This is a genomic window from Xanthomonas sp. 1678 (assembly GCF_031455575.1).
Classification (GTDB): Bacteria; Pseudomonadota; Gammaproteobacteria; order Xanthomonadales; family Xanthomonadaceae; genus Xanthomonas_A.
Genome location: NZ_JAVDSZ010000003.1, coordinates 410574 through 431825, shown reverse-complemented (window position 1 = coordinate 431825; position 21252 = coordinate 410574). Strand labels below are relative to the sequence as shown.

The following is a 21252-nucleotide window of genomic DNA, read 5'->3' as shown; positions in this document are numbered from 1 at the left end:
GCGTGCCGTGCGCGCCGCCCAGCCCGCCACACGTCGCGCGAGCGGGCGCTGACGCCATGCCGCACCAGCGCGGCCGCACACCGATCGCATCCAGCGGCGCGGCGTCGGCGTCGGCCTCGGGCGCGCTGGCCCTGTCCGAGCAGGCGCTGCTGAACTGCCTGCAGCAGGCGCCCGACGGCGTGGTGGTGATCGACGCCGACGCGCGCATCCTCGCCTTCAACCGCACGGCCGAAGCGCTGTGGGGCCTGTCCCAGGCCCAGGTGCTGGGGCGTTCGCTCGGCGAACTGGTGAGCGACGACACGCGGGCGGGCTTCCTGGCCCGCTGCCTGCAGCAAGGCACCCGCACGCCCGGCGACAGCCACGAGCTGCAGCTGCCCGGCAACGACGGCATGCAGCGCTGGGTGGCGGTGAGCGCGACCACGGTGCCGCAGGAGCACGGTCCGCTGCACGTGGTGTTCGTGCGCGACATCAGCGCCGAACGCGGGCGCGACGCCAAGATGCGGCTGCTGTCGCTGGCGCTGGACCGCAGCGACAACGCGATCGTGGTCTGCGACCCGCAGCTGACCATCCTCTACGTCAACGCCGGCTTCGTGCAGATGTTCGGCTATGCCGCCGCCGACGTGCGCGGGCGCCTGCCGAGCAAGGTGCTGCCCGGCCCCGGCACCGACATGCAGGTGGTCCGGCAGATCCGTGAGCGCGTGGTCGGCGGCCAGGGCCACCAGGCCGATCTGCTGGTCTATCGCAAGGACGGCTCGCCGCTGTGGACCACGATCGTGGCCAATCCGATCGCCGACGAGGACGGCGGCATCCAGCATTACGTGCTGTCGTTCACCGACATCACCCACAGCAAGATGCACGAGATCCTGCACAAGAACGTGCTCGATGCGCTGGTCCGCGAACAGCCGCTGGTCGACGTGGCCGCGCTGATCTGCAACGAAGTCGAGCGCATCGCCCCGCAGGTGATCGCTTCGATCATCAGCGTCGATGGCGATGGACTGCTGCACCCGCTGGCCTCGCCGAGCCTGCCGACCTCGTTCAACGCGGCGGTCGAGGGCCTGCGCATCGGCCCCGCCGCCGGCGCCTGCGGCACCGCGATCTGGCGCGGCAAGCAGGTACTGGTGCACGACACCGGCACCGACCCGGTGTTCGCCGACCATCGTGCGCTGATGGCGCAGTTGGGCCTGCGCAGCTGCGTGGCCAGCCCGATCAAGTCCAGCGGCGGGCGCGTGCTCGGCAGCTTCGCGCTGTACTACCGCGAGGTATGCGAGCCGCCGGCCTGGCACCTGCGGCTGATCGAGCTGTGCCTGCACCTGTGCGCGCTGGCGCTGGAGCGCGAGCAGACCAAGGCGCGCGTGCACCAGCTGGCGTTCTACGATTCGTTGACCGGCCTGCCCAACCGGGTGATGTTCAGCGCCCGCGCCGAGCAGGCGCTGGCCGCCGCCGAGTACCACGAGTTTCCGGTGGCGATCCTGTTCGTCGACATCGACCGCTTCAAGCGGGTCAACGAGACCCAGGGCCACGCCTCCGGCGACGGCCTGCTGCGCGACATCGCCCGGCGCCTGGGCGAGACCCTGGGCGCGGCCGACCTGATCGGCCGCCAGGCCGGCGACGAGTTCGTGCTGATGCTGCCGCAATGCGGCGCCGAGCAGGCGGCCGGGGTGGCCGAGCGCCTGTTGCTGGCGCTGGCCGAGCCGCTGGTGGTCGGACATGTGACCCTGCACCCGGGCGCCAGCATCGGCGTGGCGATGTTCCCCGACGACGGCCGCGACATCGAGACCCTGCTGCGCCATGCCGACCTGGCCATGTACCGGGCCAAGAACGAAGGCGGCGGCAGCTTCCGCTTCTTCAGCGCCGACATGAACCGCATGGCGCAGGAACGCGTGGCGATGGAGACCGCGCTGCGCGAAGCGCTGCGCCGCGACCAGCTGCAACTGCACTACCAGCCGCAACTGCGCAGCCAGCCGCCGTACGCGCTGTACGGTGTGGAAGCGCTGTTGCGCTGGCAGCACCCGCACCTGGGCGATATCTCGCCGGGGCGCTTCGTGCCGATGGCCGAGGAATGCGGGCTGATCGACGAACTCGGCCACTGGGTGCTGCGCCAGGCCTGCCGGCAGATGGCCGACTGGCGCCTGCGCGGCGTGCCGGTGCCGCGCGTGGCGGTCAACCTGTCGGCCAGCAACTTCGCCGACGCGCAGTTGCCCGCGCGCGTGGCGCAGATGCTGAGCGCGCATGCGCTGGCGCCCAGCGACCTGGCGCTGGAGATGACCGAGAGCGTCATGCTGTCCAACGCACCGGCGGTGCTGGCCAATCTGCGTCAACTGCAAGCCAGCGGCGTGCGCCTGTCGCTGGACGATTTCGGCACCGGCTATTCCAGCCTCAGCCATCTGCATCAGTTGCCGGTCAACGAACTCAAGTTGGACATGAGCTTCGTGCGCGACCTGGAACACAGCGAGACCGCACGCGCGTTGACCACCTCGGTGCTGCGCATCGGCGAGAGCCTGCGCCTGCACACCGTCGCCGAAGGCGTCGAGACCGAGGCGCAGCGGGCCTTCCTGGCCGCGCTCGGCTGCGACGTACTGCAGGGTTTCCTGTTCGCCCCGGCGTTGCCGGGAACGACCCTGGAACGCTGGCTCGACGCGCACCTGGCCGGCGCAGGTGCGCGGACACCGCCGGCAGACTCCGGCGGCGCCACGCCATAGCGGGTTGCGGCACAGATATTGCTTGATCCGGATCACTTTTTCATCGCTCTCGCGCAATGCCGATCCGCTTCCTGCTGTCGCTGTTGTTGCTGTCCGCCAGTGCCGCGCTCGCCGCGCAGACGCTGCGCCCTGCCTATCCCGAGGTCGTGCGCCGCTTCTCCACCGACGACGGCCTGCCGCAGAATTCGGTGAACGCGATCGTGCAGGATCGCGACGGCTTCCTGTGGCTGGGCACCTTCGGCGGACTGGCGCGCTTCGACGGCAGCGACTTCAGCGTCTACCGCAGCCTGGCCGACAGCGGTCCGTCCAGCGACCGGATCCTGCAGCTGTTCGAGGACGCGCGCGGCCAGCTGTGGATCGGCAGCGAGGACGCCGGGGTCAGCGTCTATCGCGACGGCCGCTTCCTGCGCCTGGACGTGTGCGGCGGCCGCTGCCTGATCCGCCGCTTCGTCGCCGCCGCCGACCACAGCGTGTGGGTGCTGAGCAGCGCCGGCGCGTACCGGATCGACCCGCGCACGCTGCGCACCCTCGAACACCATCCGCAAGCGCTGGACATGGCCGCCGCGCTCGGTGGCGACGCGCAGCTCTATCTGGGCGGGCAAGGCCTGTGGCGGCTGCGCCGCGGGCAGCGCCAGGCGGTGCCGCTGCCGGCCGGGGAAACCCGGATCAATTCCCTTTTCAGCGAAGGCAGCGTGCTGTGGGTGGGCGCCGGCGGCGCCCTGCACCGCTACGACACGGTGCGCCGGCAATGGCTGCCGCAGCCGGCGCCGGTGCGCGGCGCGCAGGCGCTGGCCCGCGATGCGCAGCAACGCCTGTGGGCGCTGGATGTCGACGGCCGGGTGTTCCGCGACGACGACGATGGCGCCGGGCTGCGCCCGCTGGCGACCCCGGCGCTGCCGGCGGCGCACAGCCTGCTCAACGATCGAGACGGCAATCTGTGGCTGGGCAGCAACGCGCGCGGCCTGCTGCGCATCGCGCGCTCGCGCATCGGCCTGCTCAACGATCCGCAGCAGGGCATGGACCTGCCCGGCCTGCCGGTGATCGGCGACGGCAGCGGCGGGCTGTGGCTGGGCACCGTCTGCGGCGGCCTGCGGCACTGGGATGCGCCCAGCGGGCGCCTGCGCAGTTGGTCGCTGCAACGCACGCTCGGCAACGAGTGCGTGTGGTCGCTGCACCGCGACGAGGCCGGCGGACTGTGGATCGGCACCGTCGACGGCCGCGTCGGCTATCTGGCGCCGGACGCGCAGGACGACCGCGCGGCGCGCGACAGCGACGACTACCGCAGCCAGGCGCTGCGGCTGATCGCGCATTGGCCCGACCAGTTGCCGATCCGCGCCCTGTACCGCACCGCCAAGAACAAGCTGCTGGTCGCCAGCGGCCACGGCGTCTATGCCATCGCGGTCGGCGCCGGCGGCGAGACCGGCACGCCGCAGGCCATTCCCGGGCTGCCCGGCAGCGTCACCCTGATCCAGCCGGCGCAGCAGGGCGGGCTGTGGCTGGCCGGCGGCGAAGGCGTGGTGCGCTGGCGGCGGCAGCGGGTGGTGGAACGCTGGAGCACCGCCAACGGCCTGTCCAGCCGCTTCGTGCGCTCGCTGTACGAGCAGCCCGACGGTACCTTGTGGATCGGCACCTACGGCGGCGGGCTCAACCGCATCGCCGGCGGCCGCGTGCAGCGCTTCGATCGCGGCAGCGGCCTGTTCGACGACGTGGTCTCGTGCATGGTCGCCGACGCGCAGGGCGGGCTATGGCTCAGCGGCAACCGCGGCATTTCGCTGCTGCCGCCGGAGCAACTGGCCAAGGCCGCCAGCGGCAGCCAGGAGCTGAGCGCGATCGGCTTTTCCGAAAGCGACGGCCTGGAGCCGGCCGAAACCAACGGCGGCGGCCAGCCGGCATGCCTGCGCGACAGCGCCGGCAAGCTGTGGTTCCCGCTGATTTCCGGCTTCGCCGAGATCGATCCGCTGGCGCTCGGCCGCCGCCGCGCGCAGGCGCCGCCGGTGCGCATCCAGTCGCTCGCCGTCGGCGGCCGCAGCGTGCCGCTGGCGGCGGAACTGCGCCTGCCGCCGCACAGCCACGACATCGAAGTGGAGTTCACCGCGATCAACCTCGGCGCGCCGGAAAAGACCCGCTTCCGCTACCGCCTGACGCGCCCCGGGCAGGACGCGGCCTGGACCGACATCGGCGCACAGCGCAGCCTGCACTTCCCGCTGCTGCCGTGGGAGGACAGCACGCTGGAGATCATCGCGCGCAGCGACACCGGCGCCTGGTCGGCCACGCCGGCACGGCTGCGCTTCCGGCAGCCGTCGCCGTGGTACCTGTCGCCGCTGAGCTGGGGTGCGGCGGTGCTGTTGCTGCTTGCCGCGCTGCTGCTCGGTTGGCGCGTCCACGGCTACCGGCTGCGCCGTCACCGCGACCTGCTGGCGCGGCTGGTGCGCACGCGCACCCACGAACTGGAGCAGGCCAACCGCCGCCTCGCCGACCAGGCGCAGCGCGATCCGGTCACCGGCATCGCCAACCACCGCCACTTCGTCGAAAGCCAGCAGCGCCTGTGGGAGCAGATGCAGGCGCAGCAGCGGCCGTTGTCGCTGCTGATGATCGACATCGACGAGTTCAAGCGCTTCAACGACCACTACGGCCATCTGGCCGGTGACGACTGCCTGCGCACGGTCGCCCTGGCGATGGCGGCGCAGCTGCGCGAGGACGGCGTGCTGGCGCGCTACGGCGGCGAGGAATTCGTGGCGCTGCTGCCCGGCTGCGATACCGCCGCCGCGCTCGCCGTCGGCGAACGCCTGCGCCAGGCGGTGCTTGACTGTGCGGTGCTGCACGCACCGGACGCCAGCCATCGGCTGGTGACCGTCAGCGTCGGCTGCGCCAGCAAATGGCCGAGCGCCAACCTGTCGAGCACGCGCCTGACCGACCGCGCCGACCAGGCCCTGTACCGGGCCAAGGAAAACGGCCGCAACCGGGTGGAAGCCGCCTGAGCGGCCATGCACTTCCGCACGAAATGTCTGGCCTCGCCGAGCGTCTCGCGGAGCGCCTCCAGTCGTGGAGTGCGGCAGAGAAACCCCGTTGGGATCGGTGCAGTCGGGACTGAAGTCCCTCCCACAACTGCCGCCACACTGCCGTCCTGCGCTGGCGAACCCTCGCGCCGCCAAGCGCCCCTTGCCCTGTAGGAGCGACTTCAGTCGCGACAGACGCGGCGCAGAACTGGCTGGAATTGGTGCAACAGGAGTCGAAATCCCTCCCCAAATGCCGTCACGTCGTGTCCTGCGCCAGCGAATCATCGCGCCGCCAAGCGCCCTTGTAGGAGCGACTTCAGTCGCGACAGACTCGGCGGAGGACTGGAATTGGTGCAGCCGGCGTTGAGCTCTGCCCACACACACGCCGGCACGTCGCCGTCCTGCGTTGGCGAATCATCGCCTCGCCAAGCTTCCCTGTGGGAGCGACTTCAGTCGCGACGAACGAAGCGGCGCGACTTGCCGAATAAGGATGGCGCCAAGGCCGACGATCCGGGCACACAGACATTCGCAAACCATGCATGCGCTCGCGCAGACAGTTCTGCACGACCTCGGACCAACCAAACCCACCCGCGACCGCTCAGAACACACACCGCGCGCGGCACAGCGCCACCGGCGCACGCCGCAAACGAAAAAGCCCGGCATTGCCGGGCTTTTCGTTACAGCGTTCGACCGCCTGGATCAGGCGGCGACCGTATCGGCCACGTCCTGGTATTCCTGGATCTGGTCGAAGTTCATGTAGCGGTAGATCTGCTCGCCGCTGGTCTTGATCACGCCCACGTCGGCCATGTACTCGTCCTTGGTCGGGATGCGGCCCAGGCGCGAACAGATCGCCGCCAGTTCCGCCGAGCCCAAATAGACGTTGGTGTTGCGGCCCAGCCGGTTGGGGAAGTTGCGGGTGGAGGTGGAGAACACCGTGGCGCCCTCGCGCGCCTGCGCCTGGTTGCCCATGCACAGCGAGCAGCCCGGCATCTCCATGCGCGCGCCGGCCGCGCCGAAGGTGCCGTAGTGGCCTTCCTTGGTCAGCTCGGAGGCGTCCATCTTGGTCGGCGGCGCGACCCACAGGCGGGTCGGGATGTCGCGCTTGCCTTCCAGCAGCTTGGCCGCCGCGCGGAAGTGGCCGATGTTGGTCATGCACGAACCGATGAACACCTCGTCGATCGCCGCGCCGGCGACGTCCGACAGCGTCTTGACGTCGTCCGGATCGTTCGGGCAGGCCACGATCGGCTCGTGGATGTCGGCCAGGTCGATCTCGATCACCGCGGCGTACTCGGCATCGGCATCGGGCTCGAGCAGCTGCGGATCGGCCAGCCACTCTTCCATCTTCTTGATGCGGCGGCCCAGGGTGCGCGCATCGGCGTAGCCTTCGGCGATCATCCAGCGCAGCAGGGTGATGTTGCTGGTGAGGTACTCGACGATCGGCTCCTTGTTCAGGCGCACGCTGCAGCCGGCGGCGGAGCGCTCGGCCGAGGCATCGGACAGCTCGAACGCCTGCTCCACCTTCAGGTTCGGCAAGCCTTCGATCTCCAGGATGCGGCCGGAGAAGATGTTCTTCTTGCCCAGCTTGGCCACGGTCAGCAGGCCGTCCTTGATCGCGTACAGCGGGATCGCGTTGACCAGGTCGCGCAGGGTCACGCCCGGCTGCATCTCGCCCTTGAAGCGCACCAGCACGCTTTCCGGCATGTCCAGCGGCATCACGCCGGTGGCCGCGGCGAAGGCGACCAGGCCGGAGCCGGCCGGGAACGAAATGCCGATCGGGAAACGGGTGTGCGAGTCGCCGCCGGTGCCGACGGTGTCGGGCAGCAGCATGCGGTTGAGCCAGCTGTGGATCACGCCGTCGCCAGGACGCAGCGACACGCCGCCGCGGGTGGAGATGAACTCCGGCAGGGTGTGGTGGGTCTTGACGTCGACCGGCTTCGGATACGCGGCGGTGTGGCAGAACGACTGCATCACCAGGTCGGCGGAGAAGCCCAGGCATGCCAGGTCCTTCAGCTCGTCGCGGGTCATCGGCCCGGTGGTGTCCTGCGAGCCCACCGAGGTCATCTTCGGTTCGCAGTAGGTGCCCGGACGCATGCCCTTGCCTTCCGGCAGGCCGCAGGCGCGACCGACCATCTTCTGCGCCAGCGAGAAGCCCTTGCCGGTATCGGCGGGCACCATCGGCAGGCGGAACAGGTCCGAGGCCGGCAGGCCGAGGAACTCGCGCGCCTTGGCGGTCAGGCCGCGGCCGACGATCAGCGGGATGCGGCCACCGGCACGCACTTCGTCGAACAGCACGTCCGACTTCATCGCGAATTCGGCGATCACCTGGCCGTTCTTCAGCGCTTTGCCGTCGTACGGACGCAGCTCGACCACGTCGCCGTGCTCCATCTGCGACACGTCCAGTTCGATCGGCAGCGCGCCGGCGTCTTCCATGGTGTTGTAGAAGATCGGCGCGATCTTCGAACCCAGGCACACGCCGCCGAAGCGCTTGTTCGGGATGTAGGGAATGTCCTCGCCGGTCCACCACAGCACCGAGTTGGTCGCCGACTTGCGCGAGGAACCGGTGCCGACCACGTCGCCGACGTAGGCGACCAGGTGGCCCTTGGCCTTGAGGTCGGCGATGGCCTGGATCGGACCGCGCTTGCCGTCTTCTTCCGGCACGAACGCGGCGCCGTCGCGCTTGTTCTTCAGCATCGCCAGCGCGTGCATGGGGATGTCCGGGCGCGTGGTCGCGTCCGGCGCCGGCGACAGGTCGTCGGTGTTGGTCTCGCCCGGCACCTTGAACACGGTGACGGTCAGGCTCTGCGGCACTTCCGGCTTGCTGGTGAACCACTCGGCATCGGCCCAGCTCTGCAGCACCGCCTTGGCGTGCGCGTTGCCGGCCTCGGCCTTTTCCTGCACGTCGTGGAACGCGTCGAAGATCAGCAGCGTGTGCTTCAGGGCTTCGGCGGCGACCGCGCCGAGCTCGGCGTTGTCCAGCAGCTCGATCAGCGGATGGATGTTGTAGCCGCCGAGCATGGTGCCGAGCAGTTCGGTCGCGCGGGTCGGACTGATCAGCGCGCTCTTCTCGGTGCCGAAGGCGACCGCGGCCAGGTACGAGGCCTTGACCTTGGCGGCGTCGTCGACGCCGGCCGGCACGCGCTGGCTCAGCAGCTCGACCAGGAACGCCTCCTCGCCGGCCGGCGGCTGCTTCAGCAGCTCGATGACCTCGGCGGTCTGCTGCGCGCTCAGCGGCAGCGGCGGGATTCCGAGCGCGGCGCGCTCTGCGACGTGGTGGCGGTAGGCTTCCAACATGCGGGTTCTCCGGGAATTTCGGTGGGGATGAGCGGTAAGCGGATGCGCGGCGTCAGGCGGCCGGCTTGGGCACGATGATCTTCAGGCCCTTGAAGTAGTCGCGGAAAAAGCCGTCGTCGCGGGTGATCAGGCCATCGCATTGCAGCAGCGCATGGGCGCCGATCAGGAAATCGGCCACCACCCGCTCGCGCTTGCCGCCGCGGGCGCGGAAGCGGCGCTGCATCTCGCCGGCGCGCAACGCCGACTTGGCCTCCAGCGCGCTGAAGCGGATGCTCATGTCCTCCAGCACCGACAGCGCCTCGGCGCCGTCGCGCAGCGCGCTGCACACCTCGGCCAGGACGATGTCGCACACCACCACCGGGCCGGTGCTCAGGCACTGGCGCAGGCAGGCTTCGGTGGCGTCGGCCTGCGGGCCGTCGGCCAGCAGGTCCACCAGCACGGACGAGTCGATCGCGATCATGCCTTGGCGTCGGGCTCGAACGGATCGCCCGGCGCGCGGCCGCGGATCGCGCGCATCGCCTCGTCGGTGCTGGCGAAGCCGTCGAGCTTGAAGCGGCCGCGCGCGCGCGAGATCGCATCGTCCACGCTCTTGCGCAGGATGATGCGGCCGCCGTCCAGCTCCACCTTCAGGATGGTGCCCTTGCTCAGGCCCAGCGCATCGCGCACGGCCTTGGGCAAGGTGATCTGACCGCGCTCGGCGACGGTGGCTTCCATGGTGGCCTCCACAAGGTATGCACGAATTTTACATACTTGAAGCGTCATACTCAAGCCCGCATACAGCGCCGGTGACACCCTCCATACACACTGAATGGGTCAGAATGACCGCAGTCCCTACAGCCGCGACGCCATAGGAGTTCCGTGATGAGTGATTCCTTCTCCACCCGTACCTCGCTCGAGGTCAACGGCAAACGCTACGCCTACTACAGCCTGCCCAAGCTCGCCGAGCGCTTCGACATCGGCCGCCTGCCCTACTCGCTGAAGATCCTGCTGGAAAACCTGCTGCGCCACGAAGACGGCGGCGTGACCGTGGGCAAGGACCACATCGAGGCGGTGGCCAAGTGGGACCCCAAGGCCGAGCAGGACACCGAGATCGCGTTCATGCCAGCGCGGGTGGTGCTGCAGGACTTCACCGGTGTGCCGTGCGTGGTCGACCTGGCGGCGATGCGCGATGCGGTGGTCAAGCTCGGCGGACGCCCGGAGCAGATCAACCCGCTGATCCCCTCGGAACTGGTGATCGACCATTCGGTGCAGGTGGACGTGTTCGGCAAGGCCGACGCGCTCGACCTCAACGGCAAGATCGAATTCCAGCGCAACATGGAACGCTACGGCTTCCTGCGCTGGGGCCAGAAGGCGTTCGACAACTTCAAGGTGGTGCCGCCGAACACCGGCATCGTGCACCAGGTCAACCTGGAACACCTGGCGCGGGTAGTGATGACCGCCGAGCGCGACGGCGAAGCGATCGCCTATCCGGACACGGTGTTCGGCACCGACAGCCATACCACCATGATCAACGGCATCGGCGTGCTCGGCTGGGGCGTGGGCGGCATCGAGGCCGAAGCGGCGATGCTCGGCCAGCCCTCGTCGATGCTGATCCCGCAGGTGGTCGGCTTCAAGCTGACCGGCAGGCTGCCCGAAGGCGCCACCGCCACCGACCTGGTGCTGACGGTGACGCAGATGCTGCGCAAGCACGGCGTGGTCGGCAAGTTCGTCGAGTTCTTCGGCGACGGCCTGCAGCACCTGCCGCTGGCCGACCGCGCCACCATCGGCAACATGGCCCCGGAGTACGGCGCCACCTGCGGCATCTTTCCGGTCGATGCCGAATCGCTGACCTACCTGCGCCTGTCCGGGCGCAGCGAGGAGCAGATCGCGCTGGTCGAGGCCTATGCCAAGGCGCAGGGCCTGTGGCACGACGCCGACACCGCGCACGCCGCCTACAGCGCCACGCTGGAGCTGGACATGGCCGAGGTCAAGCCGTCGCTGGCCGGGCCCAAGCGCCCGCAGGACCGGGTGCTGCTGGAAGACATGCAGCGCAATTTCCGCGACAACCTGGTGCCGTTCGCAGAAGCGCGGCACAAGCGCCGCAGCGACCTGAAGCAGGAAGACCGGCTCAAGAACGAAGGCGGCGGCGGCACTGCGGTCGGCGCCAAGGCCTCGCAGGCCGAGACCGCCGAAGACAGCGGCGCCGGCTGGCAGCTGCGCGACGGCTCGGTGGTGATCGCCGCGATCACCTCCTGCACCAACACCTCCAACCCGGCGGTGATGCTCGGCGCCGGATTGCTGGCGCGCAACGCCGTGGCCAAGGGCCTGAAGGCGCAGCCGTGGGTCAAGACCTCGCTCGGGCCGGGCTCGCTGGTGGTCACCGACTACCTGAAGAAGGCCGGGGTGATGGACGACCTGGAAAAACTCGGCTTCTACGTGGTCGGCTACGGCTGCACCACCTGCATCGGCAATTCCGGCCCGCTGCCGGAGGACGTATCGGCGGCGATCGCCAGGGACGACCTGGTGGTGGCCTCGGTGCTGTCGGGCAACCGCAACTTCGAAGGCCGCGTGCACCCGGAAGTGAAGATGAACTACCTGGCCTCGCCGCCGCTGGTAGTCGCCTACGCCATCGCCGGCACCACCGACATCGACCTGAGCCGCGATCCGCTCGGCATCGGCAACGACGGCCAGCCGGTGTACCTGCGCGACATCTGGCCGAGCAACAAGGAAATCGGCGACAGCATCGCCGCCACCGTCGGCCCGGAGATGTTCAAGCAGAACTACGCCGACGTGTTCAAGGGCGACAGCCGCTGGGCCGCGATCGCCTCGCCCGACGGCGAGCTGTACGCCTGGGATGCCGCCTCCACCTACATCAAGAACCCGCCCTACTTCGACGGCATGACCATGCAGGTCGGCACCGTCGACGACGTGCACGGGGCGCGCGTGCTCGGCCTGTTCGGCGACTCGATCACCACCGACCACATCTCCCCGGCCGGCAACATCAAGAAGGATTCGCCGGCGGGCCGCTTCCTGCAGGAACGCGGCGTGCAGCCGGCCGACTTCAACAGCTACGGCAGCCGCCGCGGCAACGACGACGTGATGGTGCGCGGCACCTTCGCCAACATCCGCATCAAGAACCTGATGTTCGGCGGCGAGGAAGGCGGCAACACCCTGTACCGCGGGCCGGACGGCGCGCAGCCGGAGAAGCTGGCGATCTACGACGCGGCGATGAAGTACAAGGCCGACGGCGTGCCGCTGGTGGTCGTCGCCGGCAAGGAATACGGCACCGGTTCCTCGCGCGACTGGGCGGCCAAGGGCACCAACCTGCTCGGGGTCAAGGCGGTGATCGCCGAGAGCTTCGAGCGTATCCACCGCTCCAACCTGGTCGGCATGGGCGTGCTGCCGCTGCAGTTCCTGGACAACGAGAACGCGCAGTCGCTGGGCCTGGACGGCTCGGAGGTGTTCGACATCACCGGGCTGCAGGACGGCGCCAGCAAGCGCGCCACCGTCGATGCCAAGAAGGCCGACGGCAGCGTCAAGCAGTTCCAGGTCAAGGTGCTGCTGTTGACGCCGAAGGAAGTGGAGTACTTCAAGCACGGCGGCCTGCTGCAGTACGTGCTGCGCCAGCTGGCGGCGCGCAAGGCCGCCTGAGGCTGCAGCCGCGCGCGGCGTCCTGCACGGGCGCCGCGTGCGTTCATGCAAAAGCGCGTGGCCGTGTACGATCCGATTTCACGGCACGACGTTCGAAGTGCAGTTCGGTTACATCGCTGACGAAGGCGCCCTGTTCTTCCAACAGGGCGACAGCCGCGAGTGCACACGCACGCCGTGCGCCGTTACGGTGCCGCACTCCATTGCGCATGCCGCAACCGCCACTGGCCATCCTGCTCGCGCCAGCCCGTGACCACCGCATAGCGCTGCATCCGCTCCGGCAATAGACGTCCGTCGCCGCCGCTGACTACCGCATCGAAACGCACCGTGGCATCGCTGCCCTGCAGCTGGATCGACAGCGGCCCGGTGCTCACGCCGATCCGCGCGTTGGCCAGGAATTGCGCGCGCAACAGGTTGTGCAGCGCAGCACGATCCATCCCCGCCTCGCCGACGAAATCGTCGGCCACCGCCGCCATCGCCTCGCGCGGCCGGCGTTCCTCCACCGCCGCCTGCATGGCGGCCATGTCCTTGCGCAGCCGCTGTTCCGCCGAATCGCGCTGGCAGCCGAGCAACGCCAGCGCCATCGCGCATCCCCATCCCCACGCCATCGCCTGTCGCACCGGATTCCTCCTCGGTTTCGCCTTTTCCATGCGGAACGGTATCCTGCCACTCGCCACGCCGCAGCGTTGCGTCGGCGTGCGGCAGCATTCCACACGAGGGGGGAGTACATGAGTCAGGAACGTCCGTGGTTGCAGAGTTATCCGGCCGGCATTCCCGCCGAGATCGACGTCAATGAGTACCGATCCGTCGCAGCGGTGTTCGAAACTTCCGTCGCCAAGTTCGGCGACCGCCCGGCCTACAGCAACTTCGGCAAGACCCTGACCTACCGCGAGGCCGGCGAACTGGCCCGGCATTTCGCCGCCTACCTGCTCGGCGAGTTGCAGCTCAAGAAGGGCGACCGCGTCGCGCTGATGATGCCCAACTGCCTGCAGTACCCGATCGCCACCTTCGGCGTGCTGCTGGCCGGCATGACCGTGGTCAACGTCAATCCGCTGTACACGCCGCGCGAACTGCGCCACCAGCTGATCGATTCGGGCGCCAGCGCGATCGTGGTGATCGACAACTTCGGCAAGACCGTGCAGGAAGTGCTGGCCGACACCCCGCTCAAGCAGGTCATCACCACCGGCCTGGGCGACATGCTCGGCTTCCCGAAGGGCGCGCTGGTCAACTTCGTGTTGAAGTACGTCAAGAAGCTGGTGCCCGACTACGACATCCCCAACGCGGTACGCTTCCGCGACACGCTCACCCTGGGCCGCCTGCACACGCTGCCGCAGCTGGACATCGACCCGGACGACATCGCCTTCCTGCAGTACACCGGCGGCACCACCGGGGTGGCCAAGGGCGCGATGCTGACCCACCGCAACCTGGTCGCGAACATGCTGCAGGCCGGCGCCTGGATCGCCGCGTCCGGCAAGCTGGAGGAAGGCAAGGAAGTCATCATCACCGCGCTGCCGCTGTACCACATCTTCGCGCTGACCGCGAACGGCCTGGTGTTCATGAAGCTCGGCGGCCTCAACCACCTGATCAGCAATCCGCGCGACATGCCCGGCTTCGTCAAGGAGTTGCAGAAGACCCGCTTCACCGCCTTCACCGGGGTCAACACGCTGTTCAACGGCTTGCTCAACACCCCCGGCTTCGACAAGGTGGATTTCTCGGCGCTGAAGTTCACCCTCGGCGGCGGCATGGCGGTGCAGCGCGCCGTGGCCGAGCGCTGGAAGCAGGTGACCGGAGTGACCCTGGTCGAGGCCTACGGCCTGACCGAGACCTCGCCCGCGGCCTGCATCAACCCGCTGACGCTGCAGGAATACAACGGCGCCATCGGCCTGCCGATCCCGTCCACCGACGCCTGCGTCAAGGACGACCAGGGCCAGACCCTGGCGCCAGGCGAGGTCGGCGAGCTGTGCATCAAGGGGCCGCAGGTGATGAAGGGCTACTGGCGGCGCCCGGAGGAGACCGCCGGCGCGGTCGATGCCGACGGCTGGCTGCACACCGGCGACATGGCGCGGATGGATCCGCAGGGCTTCTTCTACATCGTCGACCGCAAGAAGGACATGATCCTGGTCTCCGGCTTCAACGTGTACCCGAACGAGGTCGAGGATGTGATCGCGATGATGCCCGGCGTGCTGGAAGTGGCCGCGGTCGGGGTGCCGGACGAGAAATCCGGCGAGGTGGTCAAGGTGGTCATCGTCAAGAAGGACCCCAACCTCACCGCCGAGGACGTCAAGGCCCACGCCCGCGCCAACCTGACCGGCTACAAGCACCCGCGCATCGTCGAGTTCCGCAAGGAGCTGCCCAAGACCAATGTCGGCAAGATCCTGCGGCGGGAGCTGCGCGACAACGTTCCAAACGCTCAATAGAGCCGATTCGCGTGGGCTACGGCCCACCCCCGGCAGGCGGAGCACGCTCCGTCTTGTCGGGAGGACGATCTCAGCGGTTGCCGCACCGCCGGAAAGCCCTCTGGCTTCAGCAGCCACGCATGCCAGGCAGACGTGAATATCCCGTCCAGACGCTCGCCAATCCCCGGTTTACGTAGGTGTAGCATCGGCTCGCGCGCCGCTCCTTTGCCTTAGCGCACGCCGTTTCGCTGCCCACAAACCGAGGAAATCCCATGAACGTCGACAAACGCTTCTTCAACCCGAGCTTCCCCACCATCCGCGTTGAGTCGAGTGCCGACGGCAACGTGCATTGGATGTTCATGCATCACGATGCCGCCAGCGGCTCCCGTCCCTGCTTTCGGGACGATCTGCTCGACGACATGTGGAGCTTCACCGACGCCATCACTCTGGGCGGAGGCGACGCACCGGGACGCAAGCAGCTCCGACATTTCGTGCTGGCCTCCGATGCGAACGTCTTCAACCTCGGCGGAGATCTGGAGCTGTTCACTCAGCTCATCCGCTTGCGGGACAGGGCTGGCTTGCTCGCCTACGCCAAGCGCTGCGTGGAAGGTGTGCACATCCTGCATACCGGACTGGGCGGCGACGTGCGTACCATCGCGCTGCTGCAAGGCGATGCGCTGGGCGGTGGGTTGGAAATGGCGCTGGCATGCCACACCATCGTGGCCGAAGAAGGTATCGGCATGGGCTTGCCCGAAGTCATGTTCGGCCTGTTCCCGGGCATGGGCGCATATTCGTTCCTATGCAAGCGCGTCCCGCCGCAACTGGCGGAGAGGATCATTCTGGAAGGAACGGTCTACAGCAGCGAACAGATGCACGCGCTCGGCGTGGTCGACATCTTGGTGCCAAAGGGCGAAGGAAAGGCCGCGGTCGAGGAGCTGATTCGCAACCAGAAACGTAGCAGTCTGTCCTATCTGGCGATGAATGCCGCGCGCCGGATCTCGCAACAGGTGCCACTGCAGGAACTGATGGCGATCACCGAACTCTGGGTGGACACGGCACTTGCGCTCGATGACAAGTCGCTACGCACGATGGATCGCGTGGTCCGCGCCCAGACCCGGCGCGCGCAGAGTCTCGCCGCGCTCGCATAGAAGCCCTACACCGGAGGGGGCCGGCCCGGCACGAACGCCGGGCTTTCCTCACCGCAATTCGTTGCCATCCTGCTTGTTGCTCTGCAACGCCCGCATGTCCAGCACCTCCTTCCCCTCGGTGAGGCTGGCGTTGAGTGCGGCAAGGCATTGCTTCCATTCGCTCCGCATCTGCCAATCGGCCATCCTCATCAGGTCGCCACCCAGGCTGGCCATCTTTACCAGCCCCAAGTTGCTGGCCACGCCTTTCACCGCGTGCGCATGTTCCCTCAATCGGTCCCAATTTTCGGACTCGCCAGCTATCTGCATCCCGCCAAGGCAGCCGTCGGCGTCGTTGAGGCATTGGGAAATGAATTCGCGCTCGAACCCTTCGCCCATACCAAGGCCCGCCAATTCGTCCAGTACGGACGAATCCAGCACGCCCTCCACGGCAAGCTTCGGGCGCGACTGCGGCTCGGAGGAGCGCAATCTGCCGTCGGTGGCGATATCCGTCAGCGTATCCAGCAGCCTCGATGCCACCACCGGCTTGGCCAGGAAGGTATGCGCTCCGGCTTGTTCGCAGCGATGGATCGATTCCGGGGTGACGTCCGCACTGAGAACCACGACCGGGGTCCGCGGCCGGCCTGCCTGCATGACCCGCAATTGTTTGAGCATGTCCAGGCCGCTCATTCCCGGCATGTGCAGATCGACGATAACGGCGTCGAAGTCGGTCTCGGCAAGCGCATCGAGCACGGCTTCCGCACCCTCTAGACAGATCGCGCGATGCCCGGCCTTCTGCAGCAACCGCTGCAGCACCATGCGATTGGCGGCATGGTCGTCGGCGACCAGGATGCGCATGCTGCGGACACGTGCGCGATGCCGCAAGAACGGGTCGGTGAACGCGATGATATTGCCGCTCTGCGAGACGCGCTCCTCGGCTGGGCTCTCCTCTGGGACATGAGTGGAAAGCGGCGAAGCGAGGGCAGCCTCGAACGGTAACTCGAACCAGAAGTGGCTACCCCGGGGCGGATTCTCCTGATAGCCGATGCTGCCTCCCATCGATTCCACCAGGCCTTTTGCAATCGTGGTGCCCAGCCCCGTGCCCTCGTAACGCCGGGACAAACCCACATCGGCCTGCTCGAAGGCCTCGAACAGGCGCGGGCGCATGGATGGCGGCACGCCGATGCCGGTGTCGATGATGTCGAAACTCAGACGGAACGGCTCCCCGGCGTCGTTGCGCTGGACCCGGACCCGGATATCCACGCGCCCGATATCGGTAAACTTGATCGCGTTGCCCGCCAGGTTCAGCAGGATCTGCCGCAGATGGCCCGCATCGCCGCGCACGTTGTCGGGAACATCGGCCGCGACCTCAAGGTGATAGCCGAGCGTCTTGGCGCGCGCCTGCGGCTGCAGGATCAATCCGATCTGCGCCAACGTCTCCCGTAGCGAGAAATCGTGCTTCTCGGTCCGGATCTTGCCCGCCTCGATGGCGGAAATATCCAGCACCTCCTCCACCAAGGAAAGTAGACTACGTGCCGACGCCTGGATGGTGCCAACGCACTCACGCTGTTCGGCATCGAGCTTGGTGGTAGCCAGCACTTCGGTCATGCCTGACAAGCCATTCAATGGCGTGCGGAATTCATGGCTCATATTGGCCAGGAAACGGCTCTTGGCCTCGCTGGCGCGCCGCGCCTCGGCAGTTGCGCGCGTCAGCTGGCGCAACAGACCCGACAGGTACATGGGAATGGCGATGAGGCCGGCCCACAGACCGACGCTGAGCGTCATGTTCTCGCGCCAGTAGCCATTGAGCAGGATCACGCAACCGAAGCTGATGCAGGCGGAGACGACGGCGCCGATCAGGTAGCGGTTTCCGTAGCGCAGGCCGTTGCCGACCGTGACCCACATGATGATGACGTACAGCCAGGCCAGCGGTTCTCCCTGGAGGATCATCGCTACCGTCATCAGCCCATAGTCGGTCACCATGCCGACGATGCGGCGCGCGTTGGATTTCTCGGGCCTGGCCAGGATCGCCGCAAACAGGGCCAAGCCGACAAGGACACCGACCCCACTCATCAACACCGAGGTCAGGTAGACGTCGGGCGCGAGATAGCCGAGCTTTTCGGCGACCATCATGCAGACGATGACGCCTACGAAGATGCCGACCCGGATCAGCGTCTGACCATGTTCGGTATCGGAGCGCTGTCGCAGGCGGCCGTGGATCCACTGCAGCCGCCGTTTCACAACGCCGACCCCGGCCGGACCGACGCCGTCGAGAATTTCTCGCAGATCATGTGCAGCTGCTCGCGCCCGCGGAACAGCGCGTCGACGCAGCGCGGGTCGAACAGGCGGCCGCGTTGCGCGTAGAGGTAGGCGAGGGTCGCGTCCATGGTCCATGCTTCCTTGTAGGGACGCGGCGAGATCAGCGCGTCGAAGACGTCGGCGACCGCGACGATCCGCGCTTCCAGCGGGATCGCTTCGCCGACCAGCCCGTCGGGGTAACCGCTGCCATCGTACCGCTCATGGTGGCGCAGCGCGATCAGCGCGCCGACCTGGATGAAGCGGTTCTGGCTGCCGCTGAGCAGTTCGTAGCCGATGCGCGGGTGCATGCGCATCACCGCCATCTCCTCCTCGTTGAGCTTGCCGGGCTTGAGCAGCACCGCATCGGGGATGGCGATCTTGCCCATGTCGTGCAGGCTCGCGGCCATCTCGATGACCCGCACCTCGTCTTCGGACAGGCCGAGCTGCTCGGCGATCAGGCCGGCCACGTGCGCCATCCGCTCCAGGTAGGCGCTGGTCCCGGCATCGCGGTACTCGATCGCCCGCGCCAGCCGCGACAGGGTTTCGCGCTCGCGTTCCTCGACTTCGCGCATGCTGGCCAGCAGGCGCTGCTCCAGCGACATCGCGCGCTGCTTGATGTTCTCGCTCTGCAGCCGCAGCTGCAGCAGGTTGTGGCAGCGCGCGCGCAGTTCGCGCGGGCGGATCGGCTTGACCAGGAAGTCGATGACCCCGGCTTCCAGCGCGGCCTGGCGGATCGGCTCGTCGCCGACCACGGTGATCAGGATGATCGGGATGTCGCGATGCTTGGGCTGGCGCCGCAACCGGCGCGCGAATTCCAGCCCGTCCATGCCGGGCATGCGGTAGTCGAGCAGCAACAGGTCGACCTTGCCGGCCTCGCACCAGGCCAGTGCGGCCTGCGAGTCGCCGAAGTCGCGCACGGTCAGTTCCGGGGCGACGTCCTCGATCACGTGGCGCAGCATCGTGCGCGCGGACGTCTGATCGTCGACGATGACGATGTTCAAGCGATTGTCCGTCCCCTCCGCCCAGTCCGGGCGGTCCCCGCTGGAGGATACTCCGGACAGGCTCATGCTGGCACCTTGCATCTGCGACCCTCCCGCCCACGCGTACCGGGCTGCTGAGACAACAACGGGAAACGCTCCGGTGCCGGCCACGCCGACCCGCTCGCCTCACTTCAGCCGGCGTGCCAACCGCCTGCCTGCCGACGCCCGATACAAGAACCGCGCCAGGGCCGCATCGCCCTGGTTAGATTAAGCCTCCGGACGCATGTACGGAAACAGCAGCACGTCACGGATCGAGTTGCTGCCAGTCAGCAACATTACCAGCCGGTCGATGCCGATGCCCAGGCCGCCGGTCGGCGGCAGGCCGACTTCCAGGGCGCGGATGTAGTCGGCATCGAAGTGCATGGCCTCGTCGTCGCCGCCCTCCTTCGCCGCCACCTGGGCCTGGAAACGGGCCGCCTGGTCTTCCGGATCGTTGAGCTCGGAGAAGCCGTTGGCGATCTCCTTGCCGTTGATGAACAGCTCGAAGCGGTCGGTGTAGCCCGGCTCGGTGTCGCTGGAACGGGCCAGCGGCGACACCTCGACCGGATGATCGGTGATGAAGGTCGGCTGGATCAGGGTGTGCTCGACCGTGGCCTCGAAGATCTCCAGCAGCAGCTTGCCCCAGCCGTAGGACGGCTTGGTGCGGATCTTCAGCCGCTCGCAGTGGCGCAGCAGGGCGTCGCGGTCGGTGCAGTCGGCGGCGCTGATCTGCGGATTGTGGTGGCGCACCGCCTCGTCCATGCGCCAGCGGCGGAATGCCGGCGCCAGGTCGATGTCGGCGCCGTCCCAATGCACCTGGGTGGTGCCGAGCACCTCCTGGGCCACGTCGCGGATCACGTTCTCGGTCAGGTCCATCACCTCGTGGTACGTGGCGTAGGCCTCGTACAGCTCCATCATGGTGAATTCTGGATTGTGCCGGGTACTGACGCCTTCGTTGCGGAAGTTGCGGTTGATCTCGTAGACGCGTTCCAGGCCGCCGACCACCAGCCGCTTCAGGTACAGCTCCGGCGCCACGCGCAGGTACAGGTCCAGGTCCAGCGCATTGTGGTGGGTGGTGAACGGCTTGGCGGTGGCGCCGCCGGGAATGTAATGCATCATCGGCGTCTCCACTTCCAGGAAGCGGCGCGCGTCCAGCCAGGCGCGCATCGCGCGGATGATCTTGGAGCGCTTGACGAACACTTCGCGCGCCTCCGGCGACACGATCAGGTCGACGTAGCGCTGGCGGTAGCGCTGCTCCACGTCGGACAGGCCGTGCCATTTGTCCGGCAGCGGGCGCAGCGCCTTGGTCAGCAGCCGCAGCGCGGTCGCCTTGACCGACAGCTCGCCGGTCTTGGTGCGGGTCAGCCCGCCCTCCACGCCGATGATGTCGCCGATGTCCCAGCCCTTGAACGCGTCGTAGGCCGCGCCCAGCGCGTTGGCCTGCAGGAACAGCTGGATGCGTCCGGACTCGTCCTGCAGTTGCACGAAGCTGGCCTTGCCCATCACTCGCTTGGCCAGCAGGCGCCCGGCCAGGCGCAGGCTGCGGCCTTCGGCCTCCAGCGCCTCGGCGCTCCAGCGCTCGGCGTCAGCGAACTCGGCCTGCAGGTCGCCGGCGAAGTCGTGGCGGCGGAAATCGTTCGGATACGCCACGCCCTGCGCGCGCAACGCCCCCAGCTTGGCGCGGCGTTCGGCGATGAGGCCGTTCTCGTCGGCGGGAAGGGACGGCGCGGGGGTCTGCTCGGTCATGGGAATGGGTACGCGGGGAAGAAGGGAGAGGATGCAGCAGATGCGGGTGCCGCGCC

The 21252-nt window shown here is 68.0% G+C and carries 12 protein-coding genes; 5 read left to right on the top strand and 7 right to left on the bottom strand.

Going from position 1 to position 21252, the window contains the following annotated elements; translation table 11 throughout:
- The first annotated feature begins 56 nt into the window (after positions 1–56).
- Positions 57–2699, top strand: coding sequence for an EAL domain-containing protein (locus J2Y70_RS08085; protein ID WP_309915649.1), 2643 nt, complete (start codon positions 57–59; stop codon positions 2697–2699).
- A gap of 56 nt (positions 2700–2755) precedes the next feature.
- On the top strand, positions 2756–5677 hold the full coding sequence (locus J2Y70_RS08080; protein WP_309915646.1) for a diguanylate cyclase: 2922 nt from the start codon (positions 2756–2758) through the stop codon (positions 5675–5677).
- Between the two features lie 717 nt (positions 5678–6394).
- Here J2Y70_RS08080 and acnB read toward each other — a convergent pair.
- Genes acnB through J2Y70_RS08065 form a run of 3 tightly spaced genes read right to left on the bottom strand, consistent with a single transcriptional unit; the run spans position 6395 to position 9700 of the window.
- Positions 6395–8986, bottom strand: coding sequence for a bifunctional aconitate hydratase 2/2-methylisocitrate dehydratase (acnB, locus tag J2Y70_RS08075; protein ID WP_309915643.1), 2592 nt, complete (start codon positions 8984–8986; stop codon positions 6395–6397).
- Positions 8987–9038: 52 nt separating this feature from the next.
- Positions 9039–9446, bottom strand: coding sequence for a type II toxin-antitoxin system VapC family toxin (locus tag J2Y70_RS08070; protein ID WP_309915640.1), 408 nt, complete (start codon positions 9444–9446; stop codon positions 9039–9041).
- A complete protein-coding gene (locus tag J2Y70_RS08065; RefSeq protein ID WP_309915637.1) occupies positions 9443–9700 on the bottom strand; it encodes an AbrB/MazE/SpoVT family DNA-binding domain-containing protein in 258 nt (85 codons plus the stop codon). The genes J2Y70_RS08070 and J2Y70_RS08065 overlap by 4 nt, the downstream gene beginning before the upstream one ends.
- 147 nt (positions 9701–9847) lie before the next feature.
- Here J2Y70_RS08065 and acnA point away from each other — a divergent pair, with 147 nt between their 5' ends.
- Positions 9848–12616 carry an aconitate hydratase AcnA gene (gene acnA, locus J2Y70_RS08060; protein WP_309915635.1) on the top strand — a complete coding sequence of 923 codons (2769 nt, stop codon included), beginning with the start codon at positions 9848–9850 and terminating at the stop codon, positions 12614–12616.
- A 182-nt stretch (positions 12617–12798) separates the two neighbouring features.
- Here acnA and J2Y70_RS08055 read toward each other — a convergent pair whose 3' ends face one another.
- The gene (locus tag J2Y70_RS08055) at positions 12799–13197 is read right to left on the bottom strand and encodes a nuclear transport factor 2 family protein (RefSeq protein ID WP_309915632.1); all 399 of its coding nucleotides are present in this window, start codon (positions 13195–13197) and stop codon (positions 12799–12801) included.
- A gap of 144 nt (positions 13198–13341) precedes the next feature.
- On the opposite strand from J2Y70_RS08055, the gene J2Y70_RS08050 reads away from it, so the two are divergent.
- Together J2Y70_RS08050 and J2Y70_RS08045 are read left to right on the top strand one after the other, a co-directional pair.
- A complete protein-coding gene (locus J2Y70_RS08050) occupies positions 13342–15030 on the top strand; it encodes a long-chain fatty acid--CoA ligase (protein WP_309915629.1) in 1689 nt (562 codons plus the stop codon).
- Between the two features lie 251 nt (positions 15031–15281).
- Positions 15282–16157: a crotonase/enoyl-CoA hydratase family protein gene (locus tag J2Y70_RS08045; RefSeq protein ID WP_309915626.1), complete on the top strand. Its 876-nt coding sequence runs from the start codon at positions 15282–15284 to the stop codon at positions 16155–16157.
- A gap of 48 nt (positions 16158–16205) precedes the next feature.
- Here the strand turns inward: J2Y70_RS08045 and J2Y70_RS08040 are convergent, their stop codons facing one another.
- The 3 genes from J2Y70_RS08040 to lysS all read right to left on the bottom strand — a co-directional run bounded on the left by J2Y70_RS08040 (position 16206) and on the right by lysS (position 21196).
- Positions 16206–18374, bottom strand: a complete 2169-nt coding sequence (locus J2Y70_RS08040) for an ATP-binding protein (RefSeq protein WP_309915623.1) — start codon at positions 18372–18374, stop codon at positions 16206–16208.
- Complete coding sequence (locus J2Y70_RS08035; protein ID WP_309915620.1) at positions 18371–19513, bottom strand: two-component system response regulator; 1143 nt, start codon at positions 19511–19513, stop codon at positions 18371–18373. Before J2Y70_RS08035 ends, J2Y70_RS08040 begins: the two co-directional genes overlap by 4 nt.
- Before the next feature lie 165 nt (positions 19514–19678).
- A complete protein-coding gene (gene lysS / locus J2Y70_RS08030) occupies positions 19679–21196 on the bottom strand; it encodes a lysine--tRNA ligase (protein ID WP_263398201.1) in 1518 nt (505 codons plus the stop codon).
- Positions 21197–21252 lie beyond the last annotated feature (56 nt).

What these genes read in the sequence shown, in the direction of transcription:
- J2Y70_RS08055 (WP_309915632.1), bottom strand. Translation starts at nt 13,197, where the DNA reads ATGGCGCTGGCGTTGCTCGGCTGCCAGCGCGATTCGGCGGAACAGCGG.
- acnA (WP_309915635.1), top strand. Translation starts at nt 9,848, where the DNA reads ATGAGTGATTCCTTCTCCACCCGTACCTCGCTCGAGGTCAACGGCAAA.
- J2Y70_RS08045 (WP_309915626.1), top strand. Translation starts at nt 15,282, where the DNA reads ATGAACGTCGACAAACGCTTCTTCAACCCGAGCTTCCCCACCATCCGC.
- J2Y70_RS08080 (WP_309915646.1), top strand. Translation starts at nt 2,756, where the DNA reads ATGCCGATCCGCTTCCTGCTGTCGCTGTTGTTGCTGTCCGCCAGTGCC.
- acnB (WP_309915643.1), bottom strand. Translation starts at nt 8,986, where the DNA reads ATGTTGGAAGCCTACCGCCACCACGTCGCAGAGCGCGCCGCGCTCGGA.
- J2Y70_RS08050 (WP_309915629.1), top strand. Translation starts at nt 13,342, where the DNA reads ATGAGTCAGGAACGTCCGTGGTTGCAGAGTTATCCGGCCGGCATTCCC.
- J2Y70_RS08085 (WP_309915649.1), top strand. Translation starts at nt 57, where the DNA reads ATGCCGCACCAGCGCGGCCGCACACCGATCGCATCCAGCGGCGCGGCG.
- J2Y70_RS08065 (WP_309915637.1), bottom strand. Translation starts at nt 9,700, where the DNA reads ATGGAAGCCACCGTCGCCGAGCGCGGTCAGATCACCTTGCCCAAGGCC.
- J2Y70_RS08035 (WP_309915620.1), bottom strand. Translation starts at nt 19,513, where the DNA reads ATGCAAGGTGCCAGCATGAGCCTGTCCGGAGTATCCTCCAGCGGGGAC.
- lysS (WP_263398201.1), bottom strand. Translation starts at nt 21,196, where the DNA reads ATGACCGAGCAGACCCCCGCGCCGTCCCTTCCCGCCGACGAGAACGGC.
- J2Y70_RS08070 (WP_309915640.1), bottom strand. Translation starts at nt 9,446, where the DNA reads ATGATCGCGATCGACTCGTCCGTGCTGGTGGACCTGCTGGCCGACGGC.